We start from the raw sequence: 23,056 nt of genomic DNA, 5'->3' as shown, positions 1-23,056 counted from the left end.
CATGCCCATACCGTTCTGGTTGCGCGGAACTACTTGACATAACTCTAACTCTATGGTTGAGGTTGAGGGTTTGCCAGGGAGGACCGCCACCGTCCGGAGGAGCCCACCACCGGGAGAGCCGAGCCCATCAGGGAGGAAGACGAATGATGACCCCCCCGCACAACTACCTGGCCGTGATCAAGGTCGTGGGTATCGGTGGCGGCGGCGTCAACGCCGTCAACCGAATGATCGAACAGGGCCTCAAAGGCGTCGAGTTCATCGCGATCAACACCGACGCGCAGGCGCTGTTGATGAGCGACGCCGACGTCAAACTCGACGTCGGGCGCGACTCCACCCGTGGCCTGGGCGCCGGCGCCGACCCGGAGGTCGGGCGCAGGGCCGCCGAGGACGCCAAGGACGAGATCGAGGAGCTGCTGCGCGGGGCGGACATGGTGTTCGTCACCGCCGGCGAGGGCGGCGGGACCGGCACCGGCGGGGCTCCCGTCGTCGCCAGCATCGCCCGCAAGTTGGGCGCGCTCACCGTGGGTGTGGTCACCCGCCCGTTCTCGTTCGAGGGCAAGCGGCGCGGCAACCAGGCCGAAAGCGGCATCGCGGCGCTGCGCGAGAGCTGCGACACCCTGATCGTGATCCCCAACGACCGGCTGCTGCAGATGGGCGACGCCGCGGTGTCACTCATGGACGCCTTCCGCAGCGCCGACGAGGTGCTGCTCAACGGTGTCCAGGGCATCACCGACCTGATCACCACCCCGGGTCTGATCAACGTCGACTTCGCCGACGTCAAGGGCATCATGTCCGGCGCCGGCACCGCGCTGATGGGCATCGGCTCGGCGCGCGGCGAGGGCCGCTCGCTCAAGGCCGCCGAGATCGCCATCAACTCGCCGCTGCTGGAGGCGTCGATGGAGGGTGCGCAGGGCGTGCTGATGTCGATCGCCGGTGGCAGCGACCTCGGGCTCTTCGAGATCAACGAGGCGGCCTCGCTGGTGCAGGACGCCGCGCACCAGGACGCCAACATCATCTTCGGTACCGTCATCGACGACTCGCTGGGCGACGGGGTGCGCGTCACCGTCATCGCGGCGGGCTTCGATGCCACCGGCCCCGGCCGCAAACCCGTCATCGGCGGCAATGCCGACAAGGAAGAGAAAGTCGGCGCGCACCGCATCGAGTCGGCAAAGGCCGGCAAGCTCACCTCGACGTTGTTCGAACCGGTCGACGCGGTCAGCGTGCCGGTGCACACGAACGGTTCGACCTTGAATATCGGTGGCGATGACGACGACGTCGACGTGCCGCCGTTCATGCGCCGCTGAGGTCTCGATTTGCTTGCCACTGCGCGACAAACCGGCCTCGAAAGATAGTGGCCCTACGTCGATGCAGCCTGGCAGGCAACAACTTCCGGATACTGATCACGTGAGCGTTCGCGTCCGACGGGTGACCACCACCCGCGCCGGTGGTGTCTCGAAGCCGCCCTTCGACACCTTCAATCTGGGCGACCACGTCGGCGATGACCCGGCCGCGGTCGCCGAGAACCGGGCCCGGTTGGCCGCCGCCGTCGGTCTGCGCCCCGGCCGCGTGGTGTGGATGAACCAGGTCCACGGCGATCGGGTCGAGGTGGTGGACGGGCCACGCGAGGCCGCCGTGGAGGACACCGACGCGCTGGTGACCCGCACGGCGCGACTGGCGCTGGCGGTGGTGACCGCCGACTGCGTTCCGGTGTTGATGGCCGATGCGCGCGCGGGGGTGGCCGCGGCGGTGCACGCCGGCCGGGTCGGTGCCCAGCGCGGCGTGGTGGCGCGCACGGTGGAGGCGATGCTCGAGCTGGGGGCGCAGCCCGACGACATCTCGGCCCTGCTGGGTCCGGCGGTCAGCGGCCACAACTACGAGGTGCCGGAGGCGATGGCCGACGAGGTCGAAGCTGCGCTGCCGGGCAGTCGCACCATCACCGGTGCCGGAACCCCCGGGCTTGACCTGCGGGCCGGAATCGCTTGCCAGCTCAAGGGTTTGGGCGTCACCGCGATCGATATCGATCCGCGGTGCACGGTCGCCGACCCGACGTTGTTCAGTCATCGCCGGGAGGCGCCCACCGGCCGGCTGGCCTCGCTGGTCTGGATGGAGTGACCGCGATGGCGGTGGACATGTCCAATGGGGGAGATCGCGAATCGGAATTGACCCACGCATTGGCGGCGGTGCGCTCCCGCCTTGCCGCGGCAGCACAAGCCGCGGGCCGCAATGCCGCGGAAATCGAGGTTTTGCCGATTACCAAATATTTTCCAGCAATCGACGTCGTGACTTTGTCCCGATTGGGGTGCCGGGCCGTCGGCGAATCGCGGGACCAGGAAGCGACCGCAAAAGTGGCCGAAGTCACTCGGCTCCTGGCGGCTCCCGAACGGGCGAACGTGGGAAATCCGCGCTGGCACATGGTGGGTCATATCCAACGGAACAAGGCTCGGTCGGTGGCCTGTTGGGCCCACACCGCGCACTCGGTCGACAGCACCCAGCTGGTGACCGCCCTCGACCGGGGGGTGGCGGCGGCGCTGGCCGAAGGGCGCCGCACCGACCCGATGCGGATCTACGTCCAGGTCAGCCTCGACGGCGACGAGTCCCGCGGCGGTGTGGACATTTCCCGGCCGGGGGCCGTCGACCAGATGTGCGCCCAGGTCGAGGAGGCGTCCAATCTCGACCTGGCCGGGTTGATGGCCATCCCGCCGCTGGACTCCGATCCCGACGAGGCCTTTGACCGGCTGCAATCGGAACATCGGCGGGTCCTGGAGTCGCACCGGAACGCGGTCGGGCTCTCCGCCGGCATGTCCAACGACTTCGAAATCGCGGTCAAACACGGATCGACATGTGTGCGTGTCGGTACCGCCCTATTGGGCCGTCGGAGGTTACCGTCACCGTAAGTAGTCACTGCAGTAACAGCTTTATCACTAACACCAGGAATCCCAGGGGCTAGAAGGGTCAACGCAATGAGCACACTGCACAAAGTCAAGGCCTATTTCGGTATGGCCCCAATGGACGACTACGAGGACGAGTATTACGACGACCGCGCGCCGTCCCGCGGTTTCCCGCGCCCCCGATTTGATGACGGCTACGGCCGCTACGACGGCGACGACTACGAGGACCCGCGTCGCGAGCCCGCCGACTACCCGCCGCCCGCCGGCTACCGCGGCGGCTACGCCGACGAACCCCGCTACGGCTCCGTGCACCCCCGCGAATTCGACCGGGCCGAGCGAGGCGGGCCGCGCTTCGGCTCGTGGTTGCGCAACTCCACCCGCGGCGCGCTGGCGATGGACCCCCGCCGGATGGCGATGATGTTCGAAGAGGGCCACCCGCTGTCGAAGATCACCACGCTGCGGCCCAAGGACTACAGCGAGGCCCGCACCATCGGCGAGCGCTTCCGCGACGGCACCCCGGTCATCATGGACCTGGTGTCGATGGACAACGCCGACGCCAAGCGGCTCGTCGACTTCGCGGCCGGCCTGGCCTTCGCGCTGCGCGGATCCTTCGACAAGGTGGCGACCAAGGTGTTCCTGCTGTCGCCCGCCGACGTCGACGTGTCCCCGGAGGAGCGTCGCCGGATCGCCGAAACCGGTTTCTACGCTTACCAATAGGCGCACCCGCCGCGCTCGGCAGCGAGAGCTGACCGCACCCTCGAACGGTTGAACGAGTCCCGAGACCACGTGAGGTGGGGCCGCTGACCCGGAGTCGGTAGGCTGGCAGGCGCCGCGCACGTCCGCGGCGCTTGGCATCTCATCGATAAGGTCGGGGCACTTCAGTTGGTGTTGTTCTTTCAGATCCTTGGGTTTGCGCTGTTCATCTTCTGGCTGCTGCTCATCGCTCGGGTCGTCGTTGAGTTCATCCGCTCGTTCAGCCGGGACTGGCATCCCACCGGGATCACCGTGGTGGTGCTGGAGATCATCATGTCGATCACCGATCCGCCGGTGAAACTGCTGCGCCGGCTGATCCCCCAACTCACCATCGGAGCGGTCCGCTTCGACCTGTCGATCATGGTGCTGTTACTGGTCGCGTTCATCGGGATGCAGCTGGCGTTCGGCGCCGCGGCGTGACCCCGTTCCGGCCCGCCGCCTGAGGCCCCCGCGCCGCCCCCGGAGACGGTTCGGACACGTTTTAGCGTCGGTTTGGTTCCCGCGATTTAAAATTTCTAAGGTTTCGGATTTTATTGGCCTCAATGTTTGAAATTGGCTCTTATTTATTGGGCTAATCAGCAACCGTCGCGCCTGGTGTGACAGGATGGACGGCAGTTGCACCACGGCTACCACTGCGTTCTACACTTTCCAGAACGTTCGACAGGAACTTGAGGGGACGAAACAATGCCGCTTACACCAGCCGACGTCCACAATGTGGCGTTCAGTAAGCCACCGATCGGCAAGCGGGGCTACAACGAAGACGAGGTGGATGCCTTCCTCGATCTGGTGGAAGCCGAGCTGACGCGACTCATCGAAGAGAACAGCGATCTGCGCCAACGGATTGAAGAGCTCGACCAGGAGCTGGCCTCCGGCGGCGGGGCCGCCGCCCCGGCCGCGGCCGCCGCGCCCACGCAGGCCATTCCGGTCCGCGAGCCCGAGCCCGAGCCCGAGCCCGTCAAGGCCGCGGCTGCGCCGGCCGCCGCGGTCAACAACGAGGAACAGGCCATGAAGGCCGCTCGGGTGCTGAGCCTGGCCCAGGACACCGCCGACCGGCTCACCAGCACCGCGCAGGCCGAGTCGGAGAAGATGCTGTCCGACGCCCGCGCCAACGCCGACCAGATCCTCAGCGAGGCCCGCAGCACCGCCGAGACCACGGTCGCCGAGGCCCGGCAGCGCGCCGACGCGATGTTGGCGGACGCGCAGACCCGCTCGGAGACCCAGTTGCGCCAGGCCCAGGAGAAGGCCGACGCCCTGCAGGCCGACGCCGAACGCAAGCATTCCGAGATCATGGGCACCATCAACCAGCAGCGCACGGTCCTGGAGGGTCGCCTCGAACAGCTCCGCACCTTCGAGCGCGAATACCGGACCCGGCTCAAGACCTACCTGGAGTCTCAGCTCGAGGAACTCGGCCAGCGCGGGTCGGCGGCCCCCGTGGACTCCAGCGCCGATGCCGGCGGGTTCGACCAATTCAACCGGGGCAATAACTAGCGTTTTCAGCTGTGCCGGACGCTCGCCGAGCTCGGGGTTGGCACACTAGGTCCTGAACACCGCAGTCCCGCTCGTCGCCTGGAGGATGCCCGATGCTCGTCATTGCGCTGGTATTGGCCCTGATCGGGCTCGTCGCGTTGGTGTTCGCCGTCGTCACGAGCAACGAGCTGGTCGCCTGGCTGTGCATCGCCGCCAGCGTGGTGGGTGTGGTCCTGTTGATCCTCGACGCCTTGCGCGAGCGCCAGCACCGCGAGCCCGGTGGTGCCGAAGACCAGGATGCGGGTGAGGCCCGTCCCGACGAGGACGACTACGTGGACTATCCCGAGGAGGCTTCCGCCGAGGGCGAAGCGGAGGCGGTCACCGACGGGCCCGAGCCGACGGGGGAATCCAGCGTCGCGGCCGAGGGCCGCGGCGACGAGTCCGCCAAGTAACGCTCAGGCCGTCGGCGTGGCGAGCAGTTCGCGCACCTCGTCGTCGCTGACCTGATGAAAATCGTCGTAGACCTGCCCGACGGCTTCGAATCCGGGCGGCATCGTCGCGCACACCACGTCATCGGCCTCCCGCGCCAGGTCGCGGCAGGCGGACTCCGGCCCCACCGGGACCGCGACGGTGATTGATTCCGGCCCCGCGGCGCGCACCGCTCGCACGGCGGCCAACATGCTGGCGCCGGTGGCGATCCCGTCGTCGGCCAGGATCACGACCCGGTCGCGCGGGTCGGCGATCGGCCGGCCGCCCCGGTAGGCGTGCTCGCGCCGGAGCAGTTCGGTGGTCTCGCTGTCGATCACCTCGCGCACCTGCTCATCGGTGACGCGCAAGCTGGCCACGACGTCGTCGTTCATCACCAGGCCGCCACCGCTGGCCAAGGCGCCCATCGCCAGCTCCGACCAGTTCGGCACCCCGAGCTTGCGCACCAGGAACACGTCCAAGGGGGCGCCCAGGGCCGCGGCGATCTCCCAGGCCACCGGCACGCCGCCGCGCGCCAGCCCGAACACCAGCACGTCGCGCCCACGGTAGGACGTCAGTTCCTCGGCCAGCGCGCGACCGGCCTCGCGGCGGTCACGGAAGTTGCGCGTCGCCGTTCGCCGGAGAAAGCCGTTCGGTCGATTCATTGGTCGTATACCAGCCTACGTGGGAAAGCTCACTTCGGCGGTGCATGCCCGGTGGGACGGCCGGCGCAAGCGCAATACGGTTGCGCGGGAAGGCGATTGGATTTGGCCGGCGGCGCAGTATCGGTGTGATCGCGGCTTCGCCGCTCAACATGGTCCATCGGCTCGGGTGTGATCGCGGCTTCGCCGCTCAACATGGTCCATCGGCTCGGGTGTGATCGCGGCTTCGCCGCTCAACACACTCCATCGCCTCAGGAATGAATGCGAGCATTCATTCCATTCGGCTCAGTCGTGTGTCCGAGGGGGGACTTGAACCCCCACGCCCATTAGTAGGGCACTAGCACCTCAAGCTAGCGCGTCTGCCATTCCGCCACTCGGACAAGGCCAAACCAGCATGGGTTGGCAGCTAAGGCTATCGGATTGCCTGCCGCGAACCCAATCCGACTCCTCGTGACGCCGCGATGCTCGGCATCGGGCCGTCCGGCCGCGGCAATGGTAGGAAAGGGGGTTGTGACCATTCAGAGCGGGGCGACCGAGGAGCCGACCAACCCGAGTGACGACGTCGTCGAGGTGGTCAGCAAGCTGATCCGGTTCGACACCACCAACACCGGCGAACCCGAGACCACCAAGGGCGAGGCCGAGTGCGCCCAATGGGTCGCCGAGCAGCTCGCCGAGGTCGGCTACGCCCCCCAGTATGTCGAATCCGGCGCCCCCGGCCGCGGCAACGTCTTCGTCCGCCTGCCCGGCGCCGACCCCTCGCGTGGTGGCCTGCTCATCCACGGGCACCTCGACGTGGTGCCGGCCGAGCCCACCGAGTGGAGCGTGCACCCGTTCTCCGGCGCGGTCAAAGACGGCTTTGTCTGGGGCCGCGGGGCGATCGACATGAAGGACATGGTCGGGATGATGATCGTGGTGGCCCGGCAGTTGAAGCGGGCCGGCATCGTCCCCCCGCGTGACCTGGTCTTCGCGTTCATCGCCGACGAAGAGCACGGCGGCACCTTCGGGGCGCAGTGGCTGGTCGACAACCGGCCGGATCTGTTCGACGGGGTCACCGAGGCGATCGGCGAGGTGGGCGGGTTCTCGCTGACCGTGCCGCGCCGCGACGGGGGAGAACGTCGGCTCTACCTGATCGAGACGGCCGAAAAGGGGCTGTCGTGGATGCGGCTCACCGCCCGTGGCCCCGCCGGTCACGGGTCGATGGTGCACGACCAGAACGCCGTCACGGCCGTCTCCGAGGCCGTCGCCCGGCTGGGCCGGCACCAGTTTCCGCTGGTGCTGACCGACACCGTCGCGCAGTTCCTCGCGGCCGTCAGCGAGGAAACCGGGCTGACCTTCGACACCGAGTCGGGCGACCTGCGGGGAGCGGTCGAGAAGCTGGGTCCGATGGCCCGCATGCTCAAGGCCGTGCTGCACGACACCGCCAACCCCACGATGCTCAAGGCCGGGTACAAGGCCAACGTCGTCCCGGCGATCGCCGAGGCGGTGGTGGACTGCCGGATCCTGCCCGGTCGCAAGGAGGCGTTCGAGGCCGAGATCGACGAGCTGCTCGGCCCGGACGTGACCCGCGAATGGATCAAGGACTTCTCGTCCTATGAGACCAGCTTCGACGGTGACCTCGTCGACGCGATGAACGCCGCCGTGCTGGCGCTCGACCCGGACGCCCGCACCGTGCCGTATATGCTCTCCGGTGGTACCGACGCGAAATCCTTCGCGCGCTTGGGTATTCGCTGTTTCGGCTTCAGCCCGCTGCGGTTGCCGCCGGACCTGGATTTCACCGCGCTGTTCCACGGCGTCGATGAACGGGTACCCATCGACGCGTTGCGGTTCGGCACCGACGTGCTGACCCACTTCCTGACCCACTGCTAGTTGACGAACGCAAGCCGATCACCCGAGAGGACCGCCATGAGCACTGCGCCCGACCCATACGCATCGCTGCCCAAGCTGCCGACGTTCACGTTGACCTCGCAATCGGTCACCGACGGTCAGCCCCTGGCCAAGCCCCAGGTCAGCGGCATCATGGGCGCCGGTGGTGAGGACGTCAGCCCCCAGCTGAGCTGGTCGGGATTCCCGGAAGGGACCCGCAGTTTCGCCGTCACCGTCTATGACCCCGACGCGCCGACGGCCTCCGGGTTCTGGCACTGGGCGGTCGCGAACCTGCCCGCCGACGTCACCGAGCTGGCCGAGGGCGCCGGCGACGGCAGCAACCTGCCCGGTGACGCGCTCACGCTGGTCAACGACGCCGGGCTGCGCCGCTACCTCGGCGCCGCGCCGCCGGCCGGGCACGGCCCGCATCGCTACTACATCGCCGTGCACGCCGTGGACACCGACAAGCTGGATCTGCCCGAGGACGCCAGCCCGGCCTTCCTCGGGTTCAACCTGTTCCAGCACGCCATCGCCCGCGCGGTCATCCACGCCACCTACGAACAGAAGTAGGCTCAGCCCCGAGCCGCCGCGCCGACCGCCTCACTAAGCGAGGCGAACCCCCCGTCGTGCAGCCGCCGGGCGACGCCGTCGTGAATCTGCTTGGCCCACAAGCCTCCTCCGTAGATGAAGCCGGTGTAGCCCTGCAGCAGCGAGGCGCCCGCGGTGATCCGCTCCCAGGCGTCGTCGGCGTTTTCGATGCCGCCGACGCTGATCAACACCAGGCGGTCGCCGACCCGGCCGTAGAGCCGGCGCAGGACCTCGACCGCGCGGCGCGCCACCGGCGGCCCGGAGATGCCGCCAGCGCCCAGCTCGTCGACGCCGGGCGTCCGCAAACCCTGCCGCGAGATCGTGGTGTTGGTGGCGACGATGCCGGCCAGGCCCAGCTCGACCGCCAGGTCCGCGATGGCGTCCACATCGGCATCGGAGAGGTCCGGCGCGATCTTCACCAGCACCGGTGTGGTCGTCTCGGCGAGCACGGCCGACAGGATGGGCCGCAGCGACTCGACCGCCTGCAGGTCGCGCAGCCCCGGGGTGTTCGGCGAGCTGACGTTGACCACCAGGTAGGAGGCCAGCGGACCCACCAGCCGCGCGCTCGCCCGGTAGTCGTCGACTGCCTGATCGGCCGGCGTTGCCTTCGTCTTGCCGATGTTGACCCCGATCGGCACCTCCGGCCGCTGGCGCGCGAGCCGCATCGCGAGCGCGCCGGCGCCGAGGTTGTTGAAGCCCATCCGGTTGAGCAGGGCCCGGTCGGCGGGCAGCCGGAACATGCGGGGGGCCGGGTTGCCGGCCTGCGGGTGGGCGGTGACGGTTCCGACCTCGGCATGCCCGAAACCCAGCGCGCCCCAGGTGAGTACGCCCAGTCCGTCCTTGTCGAAGCCGGCCGCCAGGCCCAGCGGACCCGGGAAACACACCCCGAACACGGTGCTGGCCAGCGCCGGATCGGTCGGGGCCAGCAACCGGCGCAAGGCCCGGCGCGCCCAGGCGACGGCCGTGACGCCGCGCAGGAAGCCGAAGACCAGCGTGTGAATGCGCTCGGGCGGGATCACGAAAAACAGCTGCCGCAGCAGGCCGTACAGCCGGTGGCCGCCCGCGCGTGGCCGGTGCGGTGTCACAGTTGCGGCTGGTCGGGCCGCCGCCCCTCGTAACCGGTACCGTCCAGGCGAGACTTCTTGCGGCGCAACAACACTCGTCTGCTGCCGTCGTTGTAGAGCCGCACCCTGGTCAACTCCCAGCCGCGGTATTCGGCCTCGATGGACAATCGGGTCGACGCGCTGACCCGGGTCACTTCCGGGGGTAGGCGCAGCGGCACCCATTCGTATTCGTCGGACATCTCGGTGTCCCAGCCCGCGGGCAGGCGGCTGTGCCGCGCCGCGGTCAACGCCTACCCGCCGCGTGATCGATGACCTGAACTCCCGCACCGGATCCCGACACCACGTACAAGGTGTCCGACGCTTCGTCGAAGGCCAGTGAGTTGGGTTGCTGCACGGTCGGGTAGCGCACCTTTTCGACGGGGATTCCGGTGGACAGGTCGTAACCAATGACGATATTGGAAACGGTCTGCGAAACCCAGGCTAACGCGCGGGAACCCGCCAGGCCGTAGGGCGCCTGCGACACCGGGTAGGCCTGCCGCAGGATCAGCGGGTCCACGCCGTAGACCAGCAGCTGACCGCCGCGGGTGTCGGCGACCAGAACGCGGCCCAGCGCGTCGGCGGCCATGGTGGTGGCGCCCCGGCCGGCACGCAGGGCCTGCTGGACGTGGCCGTCGGCGTCGATCGTCGTCACCGACGTCTGCCCGCGATCCAGCACCACCGTCGTATCGCCTTGTGTGACAAGACAATCGACGCGCGCGAAGACCTTGTTGCGACTGGCGACGCTCGCGGCGCTCACCGCGCCCGGCTTGGGGGAGGCGAGGGTGTAGACGGCGCCGTCGGCGCTGCCCAACACGAGCCGGCCGTCGGCGCGTCGCGCCACCGCGGTGAACTCGGTCTGGGCCGCGTCGCTCACGCTCACCTGCGCCGTGTGGCCGGTGGACAGGTCGACCGCGAAGTAGCCGCCGCGCGCGGCCAGATAGGCGGTGCCCTGGCCGTCGTCGGTCAACGCGCTGGCCGGCCCCGGCAGGTCGACGACGCGCGGCGGGGCCTGCGCGTCACCGAAAACGGTGAGGCTGCCCGGCGCTGCCGGGTCGCTGCCCGGCGCCAGGACCGCCAGCCGGCGGGTGCCGGCATCGAACACCGCCGCGGCGGCATGGGCGGGCAGCGGCCGCACCGCGCCGGCCGGCGACTGCGACGCCGGCGGCGACACGGCCGCCGCCGCGGGTTCGATGGTGCGCGGCGCGCCGGCGAGCGGATTCGACGAGCAACCGACCGTCGCACCGAGCAAAACCGCGAGGCTCAACACACCGCCTTGAGCTGCCAGCTTGTGGCGCCATGGTTGTGACAGCAAGTGCTTTCCCTCGTGGTGCGGCGGTGGAACACAAATTCTAAGGAACGAGGTCGGTCCCACAGGGCCATGCTGCCCGCGTCTGGCCGGACCGGCGAGGTATCGTCGGCTCATGGCCGTCACCGCTGACCGTCATATGACGCAGAAAGAGTTTGCTGTCGAAGACATGTCGACAGGTATTTTCGCTAGCGGATACGGACAAGTCGGTGATGGGCGAAGTTTCTCGTTCCACATCGAGAACCGATCACTTGTCGTGGAAGTTTACCGGCCACGCCTGGCCGGGCCCGTTCCGCAGGCCGACGAGGTGGTCGCCACCGCAGTCCGCAGCCTGGTCGATATCGACCTCACCGACGAGCGCAGCCTGAGCGCTGCGGTGCGCGACTCCGTGGCGCACGCGGAGCCGGTTTCCCGCTAGGGCGCCCGGGTCGCCGGCGTCGGGCCACTCAGCTGCGGTCTCGGGGCCTCCTACCGGGTAGCGTCGTGGTCGACATGACCGTCATTCTGCTGCGACACGGCCGATCCAGTTCGAACACCGCCGGCATCCTCGCCGGTCGTTCGGAGGGCGTCGACCTCGACGACAAGGGCCGCGAGCAAGCCGCCGCGCTGATCGACCGGATCGGTGATCTGCCGATCCGCGAGTTGATCACCTCGCCGCTGTTGCGCTGCCGTCGCACCCTCGAGCCACTGGCCGACGCGCTGTGTCTCGCGCCGCTCGTCGAAGACCGCCTCGCCGAAGTGGACTACGGGGAATGGACGGGCCGCAAGATCGCCGAGCTGGTGAGCGAGCCGTTGTGGAAGGTCGTGCAGGCCCATCCCAGCGCGGCGGTCTTTCCCGGCGGCGAGGGCCTGGCGCAGGTGCAGGCCCGGGCGGTGGCCGCCGTCCGCGAGCACGACCGCCGGCTGGCCTCGGAGCACGGTGGCGACGGGCTGTGGGTCGCTTGCACTCACGGTGATGTCATCAAGGCGGTCATTGCCGACGCGTACGGCATGCACCTGGACGGGTTCCAGCGCGTCACCGCCGACCCGGCGTCGGTCAGTGTGATCCGGTACACCGAACTGCGCCCGTTTGTGTTGCACGTCAACCACACCGGCGCGCGGCTGTCCGCCGCACTGCGGGCCGGACCGCCGCCGAAGGAAGACGCAAAGGCGGAAACCGACGGGCAGTCCAACGGCGAGGCGCAGGCACCACCGGCCGGCGGAGTCCCGTCCAGCGACGCCGTGGTCGGCGGTTCGACGGATTAATTCGACTGCCACCACTATCGGATCGCACGGCGACGGCAACAGCCGGTATTTTGGAGGTGCCATGTCCCGCGCAATTCACGTCTTCCGCACCCCCGACCGCTTCGTGGCCGGGACCGTTGGCCAGCCCGGAAATCGCACGTTCTACATCCAGGCGGTGCACGACGCGCGCGTGGTCTCGGTGATCCTGGAAAAGCAGCAGGTTGCCGTACTGGCCGAACGCATCGGCGCGCTGTTGCTCGAGGTGAATCGCCGGTTCGGCACGCCGGTTCCGCCCGAGCCCGCCGAGGTCGAGGACCTCAAGCCGTTGATCACGCCCGTGGACGCCGAGTTCCGGGTCGGGACCATGGGTCTGGGCTGGGATTCGGAGGCCCAGACCGTGGTGGTCGAGCTGCTGGCCGTCACCGACGCCGAGTTCGATGCGTCGGTGGTGCTCGACGACACCGAGGAGGGTCCCGACGCGGTGCGGGTGTTCCTGACGCCGGAGTCGGCGCGGCAGTTCGCCAGCCGCTCCAACCGGGTGATCTCGGCCGGGCGTCCGCCGTGCCCGCTGTGCGACGAACCGTTGGACCCGGAGGGACATATCTGCGCGCGCGCCAACGGCTATCGGCGCAATGCGCTTCTCGGGTCTGACGATGACCCCGAGGTGTGACGACCATGAGGTGTTGCGCAACGGCGAGCTGACGGTCATCGGACGGATCCGCTCGGCCAGCAACGCCACCTTCCTGTGCGAATCGACGCTCGACGAGCGCGCGGTGCACTGCGTCTACAAGCCGGTCGCCGGCGAGGCGCCGCTATGGGACTTTCCCGACGGAACGCTGGCCGGCCGCGAGCGGGCCGCATACCTGGTGTCGGCGCAGTTGGGCTGGAACATCGTGCCCTACACGATCATTCGCCACGGGCCGGCGGGCCCGGGCATGTTGCAGCAGTGGGTGCAGCAACCCGGCGACACGGTGGACACCGAGCCGCGGCCGGGCCCGGATCTGGTCGACCTGTTTCCCGCGGGCAAGGCCCAGCCCGGCTACCTGCCGGTGCTGCGCGCCTACGACTACGCCGGCGACGAGGTCGTGTTGATGCACGCCGACGACATTCGCCTGTGGCGGATGGCGGTGTTCGACGTGCTGGTCAACAACGCCGACCGCAAGGGCGGCCACGTCCTGCGCGACCTCGACGGCCACATCTTCGGGGTCGACCACGGTGTGTGCCTGCACGTGGAGGACAAGCTGCGGACCGTGCTGTGGGGGTGGGCCGGCAAGCCGATCGACAGTCAGACGTGTAAGGCCGTCGCCGGCCTCGCCGAGGCCCTCACCGGCTCGTTCGGCGACGAACTGGCCGAGCACATCACGTCCGCGGAGATCGCCGCGCTGCGCATGCGCGCGCACGCGCTGCTGGACAATCCGGTGATGCCGGGACCCAACCGGCATCGCCCGATCCCGTGGCCGGCTTTCTAGCGGTGATCGCAAGCGCGGCACGGCGTCGGCGATACTGAACCGGTGAGCCATGCCCCCGACGACGAGTCGGACGAGATGACCGATGCCGCGCTGGCCGCCGATCTCGCCGCCGAAGCGGGGGAGTTGTTGCTAAAGGTCCGCGACGAGGTCGGGTTCGGCTATCCCTGGGCGCTGGGCGACGCGGGTGACAGCCTGGCGAACGACCTGATCCTGCGGCGGCTGCGCGTCGAGCGGCCCGGCGACGCGGTGCTCAGCGAGGAGGCCTACGACGACCTGTCCCGGCTGCAGCACGACCGGGTGTGGATCATCGACCCGCTGGACGGCACCCGCGAGTTCTCCACGCCGGGCCGCGACGACTGGGCGGTCCACATCGCGCTGTGGCAGCGACCCAGCGATGGCCAACGCGAGATCACCGACGCGGCGGTGTCATTGCCCGCGCGCGGCAACATCGTCTACCGCAGCGACACCGTGACGGCCGGCGCCGCCCGCGCCGGCGTCACCGACACCATCCGCATCGCCGTCAGCGCCACCCGGCCCCCGGCGGTCCTGCACCGGATGCGGCAGACGCTGCCCATTCAGCCGGTCGCGATCGGCTCGGCGGGCGCCAAGGCGATGGCCATCATCGACGGCGACGTCGACGCCTACGTGCACGCCGGCGGCCAGTGGGAGTGGGACTCGGCCGCCCCGGCCGGGGTGGTGATGGCCGCCGGGATGCACGCCTCGCGGCTCGACGGATCGCCGATGCGCTACAACCAGCTCGACCCGTACCTGCCCGACTTCGTCATGTGCCGCGCCGAGCTGGCCCCGATCCTGCTGGGAGCCATCCGCGACGCCTGGCGCTAAGGGTGGGCGATTCCGGGCAGCTTCGTCGACGCGCTGTGCTGATTGCGCGCCTCCTCCGCGGCCCACTGCGCGGGCCGCATCGTCGACGCGCTGGGGCTGATTGCGCGGCTCCTCCGCGGCCCACTGCGCGGGCCGCATCGTCGACGCGCTTAGGCTGATTGCCATGCAGTCGTGGTCTTCCCCACAGGTCCCCGTATTGGCGGGGCGCGGCCCGGAGCTTCGGCTGTATGACACCTCTGACCGGCAGGTGCGCCCCGTGGCGTCCGGGTCGACCGCCACGATGTACGTCTGCGGCATCACCCCGTACGACGCGACCCACCTGGGCCACGCCGCAACCTATCTGGCGTTCGATCTCATCTACCGCCAATGGCTGGATCTCGGCCACGACGTCCACTACGTCCAGAACGTCACCGACGTCGACGACCCTCTGCTGGAGCGCGCCGAGCGCGACGGCATCGACTGGCGGGAGCTGGCGCAGCGCGAGGTGTCGCTGTTCCGTGAGGACATGACCGCGCTGCGCATGCTGGCACCCCGCGAGTACGTCGGGGCGACCGAGGCGATCGCCGAGGTCGTCGAGCTGGTCGAGAAGATGCTGGCGTCCGGGGCGGCCTACGTCGTCGAGGGCGAATACCCCGACATCTACTACCGCGCCGACGCCACGCCCCAGTTCGGCTACGAGTCGGGCTATGACCGAGAAACCATGCTGCGCTTGTTCTCCGAGCGCGGCGGCGACCCGCAGCGGCCCGGCAAGACCGATCAGCTCGACGCCCTGCTATGGCGGGCGGCGCGGCCCGGGGAGCCCAGCTGGCCCTCGCCGTTCGGCGACGGACGGCCCGGCTGGCACGTCGAGTGCGCGGCGATCGCCCTCAGCCGCATCGGCAGCGGCCTGGACATTCAGGGCGGGGGCAGCGACCTGATCTTTCCGCACCACGAATTCACCGCCGCGCACGCCGAATGTGTCCGCGGCGAAAGGCGATTCGCGCGCCACTACGTGCACGCCGGGATGATCGGCTGGGACGGGCACAAGATGTCCAAGAGCCGCGGCAACCTGGTGCTGGTGTCGACGCTGCGCGCCCAAGGCGTCGAGGCGGCGGCCATCCGGCTGGGCCTGCTGGCCGGCCACTACCGCGGCGACCGGTACTGGAGCCAGCAGGTGCTCGACGAGGCCGTCGCCCGGCTGCAGCGCTGGCGCACCGCGACCGCGCTCCCGACCGGCCCCGACGCCGCCGACGTGATCGCGCGGGTGCGCCAATATCTGGCCGACGACCTCGACACGCCCAAAGCGCTTGCGGCGCTTGATGGTTGGTCAACCGATGCGCTCGAGTACGGTGGCCACGACGCCGAGGCGCCCCGCTTGGTGGCGACCGCGGTCGATGCGCTCCTGGGCGTGGCCCTGTAGTCGCGGTAAACCTATCGCGAGGAAAACCGCTCGCACGTTCTGCAACCTCTAGCGGAGTCGACGCGAAAGTCATGCATCCGCGGACGGCGCTTGAGCCGATTCAAGCCGTTCCTATGAGTTTGCTGAGGGGGCCTCGGCCGGTGCCCCGGCAAACTTATGAAACAGCTGTACAATCAGCATATTTAATTTACATATGTGTGAATTGAGGGGTAGAAAATAATTTGCTGTCCGCGGCCTACCCGAGTATATTTCAAGTAATACTGGTTCTAGAGGGGTGAGGTCCCGCGCGTACGAGGAGCGGGTCAGCTCGGTGGATATCGGGCAGACGGCGAGGCTGACCGGCAAGTCGCGATCGTAGTCGGCGGCACAAACAACGTGTGGCGGCTACCGCTGGGCCGTGCCGGCCCCGATGGAGAGTTACGACCGAACCCACGGAAGCTGCCTGATATGTATGCACGAAATACGCGCACTGCGCCCTTGAATTAAGTAGGGCTTCAGATGCACGGGGGTAAGGGGTCAGCGTGGCCTGTAGTTGGGCGCGATGTCGAGTTGCGACGATCGCTGGGGGCGCTCAGTAACGGCGAGTTCCAAGGCGTCGCGTTGGTCGGCGACAGTGGCGTGGGCAAGTCGACGCTGGCGCGGATGCTGGCCAAGACGGTGGAGTCGGCGGGGCGCACGGTGCGATTTGCGCTGGGCACTCAAACGGGTCGTGCTGTGCCGTTGGGTGCGTTTTCTCGCGCGGTGAGCCTTGGGGTGGCACACGAGCCGGCGATCATGCTGGCCGCCGCGCATCACACCTTGAGCCAGGACAAGAACCTGGTGGTGGTGGTCGACGACGCGCAGCTGCTCGATCCGCTGTCGGCCACCTTCGTCAATCAGCTTGCGGCCGGCCGCAGCGCGAAGTTGATCGTGACCATCCGGTCCGGCGATTCGGTCTTGGACGCGGTGACCGCATTGTTGAAAGAGCGCCTGTTGCTGACCGTTCACATCGATCCGTTCACGCGCGAGCAAACCGAGCTATTGGCCTGTGCGGTTCTGGGTGGTCCGGTCGACCCACGCTTGGTCGACGAGTTGTCGGAGCGCAGTGCGGGAAACCTGTTGCTCCTACGCGGATTTCTGACCGCCGGCCGCGAAAATGGGGCCCTGGTTCAGGGCGAACACGGCTGGCAACTCCAAGGCCCGCTGCGCGCAGATCGCGAACTTTACGACGTTCTGGAGTTTCAGCTGCGCTCGCTGACCCCAGCGGAGCTGGAGGTCGTGGAGATCTTGGCCACCGGCGAGGTGCTGGGGTGGGAGGTCCTGCGGGAGATCTGCGATGCCGACGCGATGGCGAACCTGGAGCGTCGTGGTCTAATCCAGTTGGTCGCCGACGGATCCCACGCTCTGGCGCAGTTGAACAACCCGATGCTTGGTGAAGCGGCGACCCGCCACGCCGGGATGGTGCGCATCCGGGAACTCAACGGCGAATTGGCGCGAGCCCTTCAAAAGCAGCACCGGGCAGGGAGCCGGCTGCCGGGGTTGCCCGGCCCACAGGGACGAATTCGGCTGGCCCAGTTCATGATGCGAAGCGATCTACAGCCCGACCTGGAGATGGTCATCAAGGCGGGGATGGACGCGATGGCGATGTCGAATGTGGGGTTGGGCGAGGAGTTGGCGAGGTTCGCGGTCGATCGCGGCGGCGGTCTGCCGGCCGCTCTGGTGCTCGCCGAGGCGGTGAGCTGGCAGGGGCGCGGCGAGGAGGCCGACGCCGTGCTCGTCGACGCCGAGCCCGACGGCGGCGACGAGTGGCTGATCGCGCGGTGGGGCTGCTTGCGCGCTGCCAACTTGTACTGGGGTTGCGGGGACGTCGAATCCGCCACCCAGGTACTCGATGACGTGAAAAAGCTTGTCTCGTCCGAGTTGTGCCTCCGCCTCATCAACGGGCTGGAGGTCTCCATGGCGTACTTCCGTGGCGACGTAGAGACGACGATCGAACTCGGGCCGGGCCTATGCCAATCCGATGCACTGCCGATGGCGACCGTGTGGGCGGTTTTCCCGACATGTTGTGCGTTGGCGGGAGCCGGGCGGTTTTCCGAGGTTCCCCGCTTGGCGGCCATCGGGGCGCGCGCGGCCGAGCTGTGCGGATTGGGACCGCATCGATTCAACATCGGCATGGCCGAGGTCATGGCGGCGACGGCCGCCGGCGACTATCGGGCGGCGGAGCAGATCTACGAGCGTTACGCCGCGATGGCCGCCGGCCTTCTTGCCGCGGAGGCCATGGTCGACGCGATGCTCGGGCTGGTGCAGGTAGCCCGCGGTGAGCTGGCGTCAGCGTGCGCTGTATTCACCAATGCCACTGCGGTATTCGCCCAGGGGTTTCCGTCGCCGTGGCTGATCGTGGTGGCCGCCCTCCATGCCCAGGCCGAGGGGGCGCGGGGCGACAGTGCGGCGGCCGCCGCGGCGCTGCGGCGAGCGGAGAAAAACTACGGACCGCATGTCGCGGTGTTCCTGCCCGAACTCGAGCTCGCCCGGGCCTGGGAACGGGCAGCTGCCGGTGACACGTCGGCCGCCCAAGCGCACGCGACGCAAGCGGCGCAGATCGCGCGAGCGGCCAAGATGCATGCGGTGGAGATGCGGGCACGCCACACGGCCGTGCGCTTCGGCGATCCTTCGCAGGCCACGCCGCTGGAGAAACTCGCTCGTATCCTGAACACCCCGTTGGCCGCGGCGGTCGCCGACCATGCCTGCGCTCTGGCGAAACACGACGGTGCCCTGCTCGATGCCGCTGCGGGTCGGTTCGCTGATCTCGGCGCATTGGCGCTTGCCGCGGACGCGTGGGCGCAGGCGGCGGGCGAGCATGGCCGCCGAGGCGATCGCGGCAAGAAATTTGAGTCGTCGACCCGGGCGCACGCTTTGGCGAGCCATTGCGAGTTGCACACACCGGCGGTCGAGAGCGCGGCACGCCCACTTCCCTTCAGCGGCCGTGAGCGCCAGATCGTCATGCTGGTCGCGGCCGGTTTATCCAACCGGCAGATCGCCGACCAGTTGGTCATCTCGGTGCGCACGGTGGAGGGACACCTGTATCGGCTTTTCGCCAAACTCGGGATCAACACTCGCGAGCAGCTCATCTGCCTGATGCGCAGGGAGCCGTCCATGCGAAGCGAGTTGTCACGTCGCGGCGACGAGTCGCTGCGTTACGAGCGCCACGATCACCCGCGGACCGGCTGAGTCTTCGTCGGCAACCGATCGATTCGACGGGCCGCCACTCGATCTCCAGGCGCGCACCACTCGACTTGTATCCGGATTCCGGCGATGCCTGCTCGAGGGACCATACCCTCCGGCACATGAGTGGCAGTCGCAAGCGCGCGGTCGCGATCGTTAATCACGATGTCGGCCCGTCCGTACCCGCAGAGACGGCCTCGCCGTGTGAGTCGCCGATAGTCGAGGACCGACGCGCATCGGAGCCGTTGGCGCCGGCCTCGACTTCGTTGGACGCCTTCAGGCTTTATCTGGCGGGCGCGCGGTCCGGGTTTGTGTAGCGGCGGCCCAGGGCGTCGTCCGGTGGACGACAACGGCACTGGCTCGCGCCCGTCACGGACCAGCAGCAGTCTGGCCGCGACGTCGCCGGCTTGGGGGAGCGGGGAGATACATCGTTTGACACAGAGGGCAAATGGGTCGACGTGGCCCATCGTCGGACGCGATGCGGAGTTGCGCCGGTCGCTGGCCGCGCTGAACAACGGGGACTTCCACGGTGTGGCGCTGATCGGCGACAGTGGCGTGGGCAAGTCGACCTTGGCGCGCATGCTCGCGAAGACGGTGGAGTCGGCCGGGCGCACGGTGCGATTTGCACTGGGCACCCAAACGGGCTGGGCCGTGCCGCTGGGCGCCTTTTCGCGCGCGGTGAGCCTCGGGGTGGGGCATGAACCGGCAATCATGCTGGCCGCCGCCCATAACACCCTGAGCCAGGACAAGAACCTGGTGGTGGTGGTCGACGACGCGCAGCTGCTCGATCCGCTGTCGGCCACCTTGGTCAATCAGCTTGCGGCCGGCGGCGGCGCGCGGTTGATCGTGACGATCCGATCCGGTGAGCCGGTGCTGGACGCGTTGACGGTGTTGCTGAAAGAGCGCCTGTTGTTGACCGTTCACATCGACCCGTTTACGCGCGAGCAGACCGAGCTATTGGCCGGCACGGTTCTGGGTGGTCCGGTCGACCCGCGACTGGTCGACGAGTTGTTCGAGCGCAGCGCCGGCAACCCGTTGCTACTGCGGGGCTTTCTGACGGCCGGCCGCGAAAGCGGGACCTTGGTTCACGCCGAGCATGGCTGGCAACTACAAGGCCCGCTGCGGGCGGATCGCGAACTGCGCGACGCTTTGGAATTCCGGTTGCAGTCGCTGACTCCAGAGGAGTTGGAGGTGGTCGAGGTCTTGGCCACCGCCGAGGTGTTGGAGTGGGAGATCCTGCGCGACATCTGCGATGCCGACGCGATGGCAAACCTCGAGCGTCGTGGTCTGATCCAGTTGGTCGCCGACGGAACCCACACCCTGGCGCAACTCAATCACCCCATGCTCGGTGAAGCGGCCACCCGCCACGCGGGGATAGTGCGCTCGCGGCAGCTCAACGGCATCCTGGCGAAAACCCTTCGGAGGCACCTGAGGGCGGGCGGGCGGCGCTCGCACTTCGCCGATCCGCGAGGCCGAATCCGGTTGGCTCAGTTCATGTTGCGCAGCGACCTGGAGCCCGACCTAGAGGTGGTCATCGATGCGGCGGCCAGCGCACTGGCGATGTCGAACGTGGCGCTTGGTGAGGAACTGGCCAAGTTCGCGGTCGAACGCGGTGGTGGCCTGCCGGCCGCTCTGGTGCTTGCCGAGGCGGTGAGTTGGCAGGGGCGCGGCGAGGAGGCCGAATCCATTCTGCTGGACGTCGACCTCAGTGACGCCGACGACTGGCTGATCGCGCGGTGGGGCTGCCTGCGCGCCGCCAACTTGGCGTGGGGTTGCGGTGACGCCGAAACCGCGACGCGCGTAGTGGCCGAGGCGAGGCAGCGCCTCGTGGCCGAGGGCGCCCTCCAGCTGCTCGCCGCGCTGGAGATATCAATCGGGTTCTTCTGCGGCGACATTGAGACGACGATCGAGCTCGGGCCGCGTCTGTGCGAGGCCGACGTAGTGCCGATGGCGACCGTGTGGGCGGCCGTCGCGACATGCGGCGCCTTGATGGCGGCCGGGCGCTTTTCCGAAGTCAGCCGCATCGCCGCTGCCGGTGTGCGCGCGACGGCACTCTGCAGGGCGGGCGCGCAGCGATTCGCCATCGGAATGGCCGAGGTCATGGTCGCGACCGCGGCCGGCGACTACCCGGCGGCCGACCGAATCCATAGGCGCTACGCCGCGCTGGCCACCGGTCTCCCCGCGGCGAAGGCCATGGTTGACGCCATGCTCGGGCTCGTGCAGGTGAGCCGCGGCGAGCTGTCGTCGGCGTGCGCCACACTTGACCGGTCCATTTCGCAGCTGTCCCAAGGCTTTCCGTCGCCGTGGCTACTGGTGGTGGCTGCCCTGCTGGCCCAGGCCGAGGGGGCGCGGGGCGACGGCGCGGCGGCCGTCGCGGCGTTACGGCGTGCGGAGGAAACGTATGGACCCCACGTCGGGGTGTTTTTGCCCGAACTCGAGCTGGCCCGGGCCTGGGAGCGGGCAGCCGCCGGCGACACGACGGCCGCCCAATCGCATGCGATGCAGGCGGCGCAGATCGCGCGAGCGGCCGGGATGCACGTGGCGGAGATGCGGGCGCGCCATGCCGCCGTTCGCTTCGGGGACCGGTCACAGGCCACCCGGGTGGATGAGCTCGCCCGAATGCTGGGCTCTCCATCGGCGCAGGCGGTCGCTGACCAAGCCCGCGGTCTGGCGCAGCACGACGGTGATCTGCTCGATGTCGCCGCGCACAAATTCGCCGATCTCGGTGCGTTGGCTTTTGCCGCCGACGCGTCGGCCCAGGCGGCCGGCGAGCATGCCCGGCGCGGCGAGCGGCGCAAGGAGGTCGAGTCGTCGAGCTGGGCCCATGCTTTGGCGGGCCAGTGCGGCGTGCGTACACCGGCGCTCGAGGCCGCGGCGCGCCCCCTTCCGTTCAGTGGGCGTGAACGTCAGATCGTGCTGCTGGTCGCGGCCGGATTGTCCAATCGTCAGATCGCCGACCGGCTGGTTATTTCGGTGCGCACCGTCGAGGGGCACCTGTACCGGCTTTTCACCAAACTCGGCGTCAACAATCGCGACCAGCTCGTTCAGCTACTGAACCTGGATTGGTCCGCGACGCACGACGACGATTCGAGCACGTCATGACGACGGTTCCGCGCCGGCGGATGGCCATCGAACAGGCCGCGCTGGCCGCTCAAGCCGACCTTTCCCGGCCCGGCTGCCGCATTTGCGGGTCCATCGCCGCGGGGGAGCCGTAGCCCGTCGTCTGCGGCACGCCCCTCTGTCTCTCCCTGCGGCCGTCAACACAGGCCGGCGCCCGCGTCTTCGCCGAACAACAAAGGCAGCAATATCGCGAAACACGCTGCAGCAGAATCAAATCCGCGCTACCACGCGAATTCTCGGCGAACTCTGCCTGACGCTACCAACGGTCACTCTCGCAAATCGCGCTCACCACTCTATGTGCGCGTCCGGACTACGCTACCCGGCTTGATAAGGCCGACAACAGGATTGAAACCCATACGCTCCCGGTCATGTCGAGACCGATGCTGGGTCAAGCCCCCTGGCGCCCGGTCCAAAACAGCACGTGCAGTGAAGTGCGCGACCCATGCGACAACGACGTTTGGAGGCCCGGTGAGTACCAATCCGTTCGACGACGACACTTGCAGCTTTTTCGTCTTGATCAACGACGAAGAGCAGCACAGCCTATGGCCTGCGTTCGCCGATATTCCGGCCGGCTGGCAGACGGTTTATGGCGAAGCGGATCGCGCCGCGTGCCTGGAGTACATCGAACAGAACTGGCCCGATATCCGGCCGAAGACGCTGCGGAACAGGCTGGCGGCAGCGCGCCAGGCTTCTGACAGGTAGACG

General features: G+C 68.4%; 21 protein-coding genes, 1 tRNA gene and 1 pseudogene. 18 read left to right on the top strand and 5 right to left on the bottom strand.

Annotated elements, in window-relative coordinates; translation table 11 throughout:
• The first annotated feature begins 146 nt into the window (after positions 1-146).
• The 7 genes from ftsZ (at position 147) to QGN31_RS15190 (ending at position 5,560) form a co-directional block, all read left to right on the top strand.
• Complete coding sequence (gene ftsZ / locus QGN31_RS15220; protein ID WP_326544709.1) at positions 147-1,304, top strand: cell division protein FtsZ; 1,158 nt, start codon at positions 147-149, stop codon at positions 1,302-1,304.
• Positions 1,305-1,404: 100 nt separating this feature from the next.
• Positions 1,405-2,112, top strand: a complete 708-nt coding sequence (gene pgeF, locus QGN31_RS15215) for a peptidoglycan editing factor PgeF (RefSeq protein ID WP_036458813.1) — start codon at positions 1,405-1,407, stop codon at positions 2,110-2,112.
• 5 nt (positions 2,113-2,117) lie between these two features.
• Positions 2,118-2,894: a YggS family pyridoxal phosphate-dependent enzyme gene (locus tag QGN31_RS15210; RefSeq protein WP_009956061.1), complete on the top strand. Its 777-nt coding sequence runs from the start codon at positions 2,118-2,120 to the stop codon at positions 2,892-2,894.
• Between the two features lie 66 nt (positions 2,895-2,960).
• A complete protein-coding gene (locus tag QGN31_RS15205; RefSeq protein ID WP_008256149.1) occupies positions 2,961-3,605 on the top strand; it encodes a cell division protein SepF in 645 nt (214 codons plus the stop codon).
• A gap of 165 nt (positions 3,606-3,770) precedes the next feature.
• Positions 3,771-4,061 carry a YggT family protein gene (locus tag QGN31_RS15200; protein WP_003878110.1) on the top strand — a complete coding sequence of 97 codons (291 nt, stop codon included), beginning with the start codon at positions 3,771-3,773 and terminating at the stop codon, positions 4,059-4,061.
• A 264-nt stretch (positions 4,062-4,325) separates the two neighbouring features.
• Positions 4,326-5,129: a DivIVA-like cell division protein Wag31 gene (gene wag31, locus QGN31_RS15195; RefSeq protein WP_043954793.1), complete on the top strand. Its 804-nt coding sequence runs from the start codon at positions 4,326-4,328 to the stop codon at positions 5,127-5,129.
• 92 nt (positions 5,130-5,221) lie between these two features.
• On the top strand, positions 5,222-5,560 hold the full coding sequence (locus QGN31_RS15190; RefSeq protein WP_014379976.1) for a phage holin family protein: 339 nt from the start codon (positions 5,222-5,224) through the stop codon (positions 5,558-5,560).
• 3 nt (positions 5,561-5,563) lie between these two features.
• On the opposite strand, the pseudogene QGN31_RS15185 reads toward QGN31_RS15190, so the two are convergent.
• Both QGN31_RS15185 and QGN31_RS15180 read right to left on the bottom strand, forming a co-directional pair.
• A pseudogene (locus tag QGN31_RS15185) lies at positions 5,564-6,247 on the bottom strand (phosphoribosyltransferase); the annotation flags it as partial.
• Positions 6,248-6,529: 282 nt separating this feature from the next.
• Positions 6,530-6,615: transfer RNA gene (locus QGN31_RS15180), tRNA-Leu, on the bottom strand.
• Positions 6,616-6,727: 112 nt separating this feature from the next.
• Between QGN31_RS15180 and QGN31_RS15175 the strand changes: the two genes are divergently transcribed.
• Both QGN31_RS15175 and QGN31_RS15170 read left to right on the top strand, forming a co-directional pair.
• Positions 6,728-8,101 carry a M20/M25/M40 family metallo-hydrolase gene (locus tag QGN31_RS15175; RefSeq protein WP_373307895.1) on the top strand — a complete coding sequence of 458 codons (1,374 nt, stop codon included), beginning with the start codon at positions 6,728-6,730 and terminating at the stop codon, positions 8,099-8,101.
• Between the two features lie 36 nt (positions 8,102-8,137).
• On the top strand, positions 8,138-8,668 hold the full coding sequence (locus tag QGN31_RS15170; RefSeq protein ID WP_014380005.1) for a YbhB/YbcL family Raf kinase inhibitor-like protein: 531 nt from the start codon (positions 8,138-8,140) through the stop codon (positions 8,666-8,668).
• A gap of 2 nt (positions 8,669-8,670) precedes the next feature.
• Here the strand turns inward: QGN31_RS15170 and QGN31_RS15165 are convergent, their stop codons facing one another.
• Genes QGN31_RS15165 through QGN31_RS15155 form a run of 3 tightly spaced genes read right to left on the bottom strand, consistent with a single transcriptional unit; the run spans position 8,671 to position 11,074 of the window.
• A complete protein-coding gene (locus tag QGN31_RS15165) occupies positions 8,671-9,735 on the bottom strand; it encodes a quinone-dependent dihydroorotate dehydrogenase (protein WP_162137764.1) in 1,065 nt (354 codons plus the stop codon).
• Between the two features lie 32 nt (positions 9,736-9,767).
• Positions 9,768-10,037 carry a DUF5703 family protein gene (locus tag QGN31_RS15160; protein ID WP_008256210.1) on the bottom strand — a complete coding sequence of 90 codons (270 nt, stop codon included), beginning with the start codon at positions 10,035-10,037 and terminating at the stop codon, positions 9,768-9,770.
• Positions 10,034-11,074 carry a YncE family protein gene (locus tag QGN31_RS15155; protein WP_233425333.1) on the bottom strand — a complete coding sequence of 347 codons (1,041 nt, stop codon included), beginning with the start codon at positions 11,072-11,074 and terminating at the stop codon, positions 10,034-10,036. Before QGN31_RS15155 ends, QGN31_RS15160 begins: the two co-directional genes overlap by 4 nt.
• Positions 11,075-11,210: 136 nt before the next feature.
• Here QGN31_RS15155 and QGN31_RS15150 point away from each other — a divergent pair, with 136 nt between their 5' ends.
• The 9 genes from QGN31_RS15150 (at position 11,211) to QGN31_RS15110 (ending at position 23,053) form a co-directional block, all read left to right on the top strand.
• Positions 11,211-11,513, top strand: coding sequence for a hypothetical protein (locus QGN31_RS15150; protein WP_008256218.1), 303 nt, complete (start codon positions 11,211-11,213; stop codon positions 11,511-11,513).
• 74 nt (positions 11,514-11,587) lie between these two features.
• Positions 11,588-12,340 (top strand): histidine phosphatase family protein, encoded by a 753-nt coding sequence (locus QGN31_RS15145; protein WP_043954796.1) that lies wholly within the window; start codon positions 11,588-11,590, stop codon positions 12,338-12,340.
• 61 nt (positions 12,341-12,401) lie between these two features.
• Positions 12,402-12,989: a DUF3090 domain-containing protein gene (locus tag QGN31_RS15140; RefSeq protein WP_008256222.1), complete on the top strand. Its 588-nt coding sequence runs from the start codon at positions 12,402-12,404 to the stop codon at positions 12,987-12,989.
• Positions 12,973-13,788: an SCO1664 family protein gene (locus tag QGN31_RS15135; protein ID WP_263646723.1), complete on the top strand. Its 816-nt coding sequence runs from the start codon at positions 12,973-12,975 to the stop codon at positions 13,786-13,788. The genes QGN31_RS15140 and QGN31_RS15135 overlap by 17 nt, the downstream gene beginning before the upstream one ends.
• A gap of 75 nt (positions 13,789-13,863) precedes the next feature.
• Positions 13,864-14,631: a 3'(2'),5'-bisphosphate nucleotidase CysQ gene (locus QGN31_RS15130; RefSeq protein WP_085976493.1), complete on the top strand. Its 768-nt coding sequence runs from the start codon at positions 13,864-13,866 to the stop codon at positions 14,629-14,631.
• A 163-nt stretch (positions 14,632-14,794) separates the two neighbouring features.
• Positions 14,795-16,030: a cysteine--1-D-myo-inosityl 2-amino-2-deoxy-alpha-D-glucopyranoside ligase gene (mshC, locus tag QGN31_RS15125; RefSeq protein ID WP_008256229.1), complete on the top strand. Its 1,236-nt coding sequence runs from the start codon at positions 14,795-14,797 to the stop codon at positions 16,028-16,030.
• Positions 16,031-16,579: 549 nt separating this feature from the next.
• Positions 16,580-19,237, top strand: a complete 2,658-nt coding sequence (locus QGN31_RS15120; RefSeq protein WP_014941814.1) for a helix-turn-helix transcriptional regulator — start codon at positions 16,580-16,582, stop codon at positions 19,235-19,237.
• Between the two features lie 480 nt (positions 19,238-19,717).
• The gene (locus QGN31_RS15115) at positions 19,718-22,333 is read left to right on the top strand and encodes a helix-turn-helix transcriptional regulator (RefSeq protein ID WP_014941815.1); all 2,616 of its coding nucleotides are present in this window, start codon (positions 19,718-19,720) and stop codon (positions 22,331-22,333) included.
• 486 nt (positions 22,334-22,819) lie between these two features.
• Positions 22,820-23,053, top strand: coding sequence for an MbtH family protein (locus QGN31_RS15110; protein WP_008256233.1), 234 nt, complete (start codon positions 22,820-22,822; stop codon positions 23,051-23,053).
• Positions 23,054-23,056 lie beyond the last annotated feature (3 nt).

The organism is Mycobacterium sp. 2-64, from assembly GCF_035918375.1.
Lineage (GTDB): Bacteria > Actinomycetota > Actinomycetes > Mycobacteriales > Mycobacteriaceae > Mycobacterium > Mycobacterium intracellulare.
This window is presented reverse-complemented; position numbering and strand designations above follow the sequence as displayed.

Coding starts and splice junctions, on each gene's coding strand:
- ftsZ (WP_326544709.1), top strand. CDS start 147: ATGACCCCCCCGCACAACTACCTGGCCGTGATCAAGGTCGTGGGTATC.
- QGN31_RS15210 (WP_009956061.1), top strand. CDS start 2,118: ATGGCGGTGGACATGTCCAATGGGGGAGATCGCGAATCGGAATTGACC.
- QGN31_RS15205 (WP_008256149.1), top strand. CDS start 2,961: ATGAGCACACTGCACAAAGTCAAGGCCTATTTCGGTATGGCCCCAATG.
- wag31 (WP_043954793.1), top strand. CDS start 4,326: ATGCCGCTTACACCAGCCGACGTCCACAATGTGGCGTTCAGTAAGCCA.
- QGN31_RS15190 (WP_014379976.1), top strand. CDS start 5,222: ATGCTCGTCATTGCGCTGGTATTGGCCCTGATCGGGCTCGTCGCGTTG.
- QGN31_RS15175 (WP_373307895.1), top strand. CDS start 6,728: ATGGTAGGAAAGGGGGTTGTGACCATTCAGAGCGGGGCGACCGAGGAG.
- QGN31_RS15170 (WP_014380005.1), top strand. CDS start 8,138: ATGAGCACTGCGCCCGACCCATACGCATCGCTGCCCAAGCTGCCGACG.
- QGN31_RS15150 (WP_008256218.1), top strand. CDS start 11,211: ATGGCCGTCACCGCTGACCGTCATATGACGCAGAAAGAGTTTGCTGTC.
- QGN31_RS15145 (WP_043954796.1), top strand. CDS start 11,588: ATGACCGTCATTCTGCTGCGACACGGCCGATCCAGTTCGAACACCGCC.
- QGN31_RS15140 (WP_008256222.1), top strand. CDS start 12,402: ATGTCCCGCGCAATTCACGTCTTCCGCACCCCCGACCGCTTCGTGGCC.
- QGN31_RS15135 (WP_263646723.1), top strand. CDS start 12,973: ATGACCCCGAGGTGTGACGACCATGAGGTGTTGCGCAACGGCGAGCTG.
- QGN31_RS15130 (WP_085976493.1), top strand. CDS start 13,864: ATGACCGATGCCGCGCTGGCCGCCGATCTCGCCGCCGAAGCGGGGGAG.
- mshC (WP_008256229.1), top strand. CDS start 14,795: ATGCAGTCGTGGTCTTCCCCACAGGTCCCCGTATTGGCGGGGCGCGGC.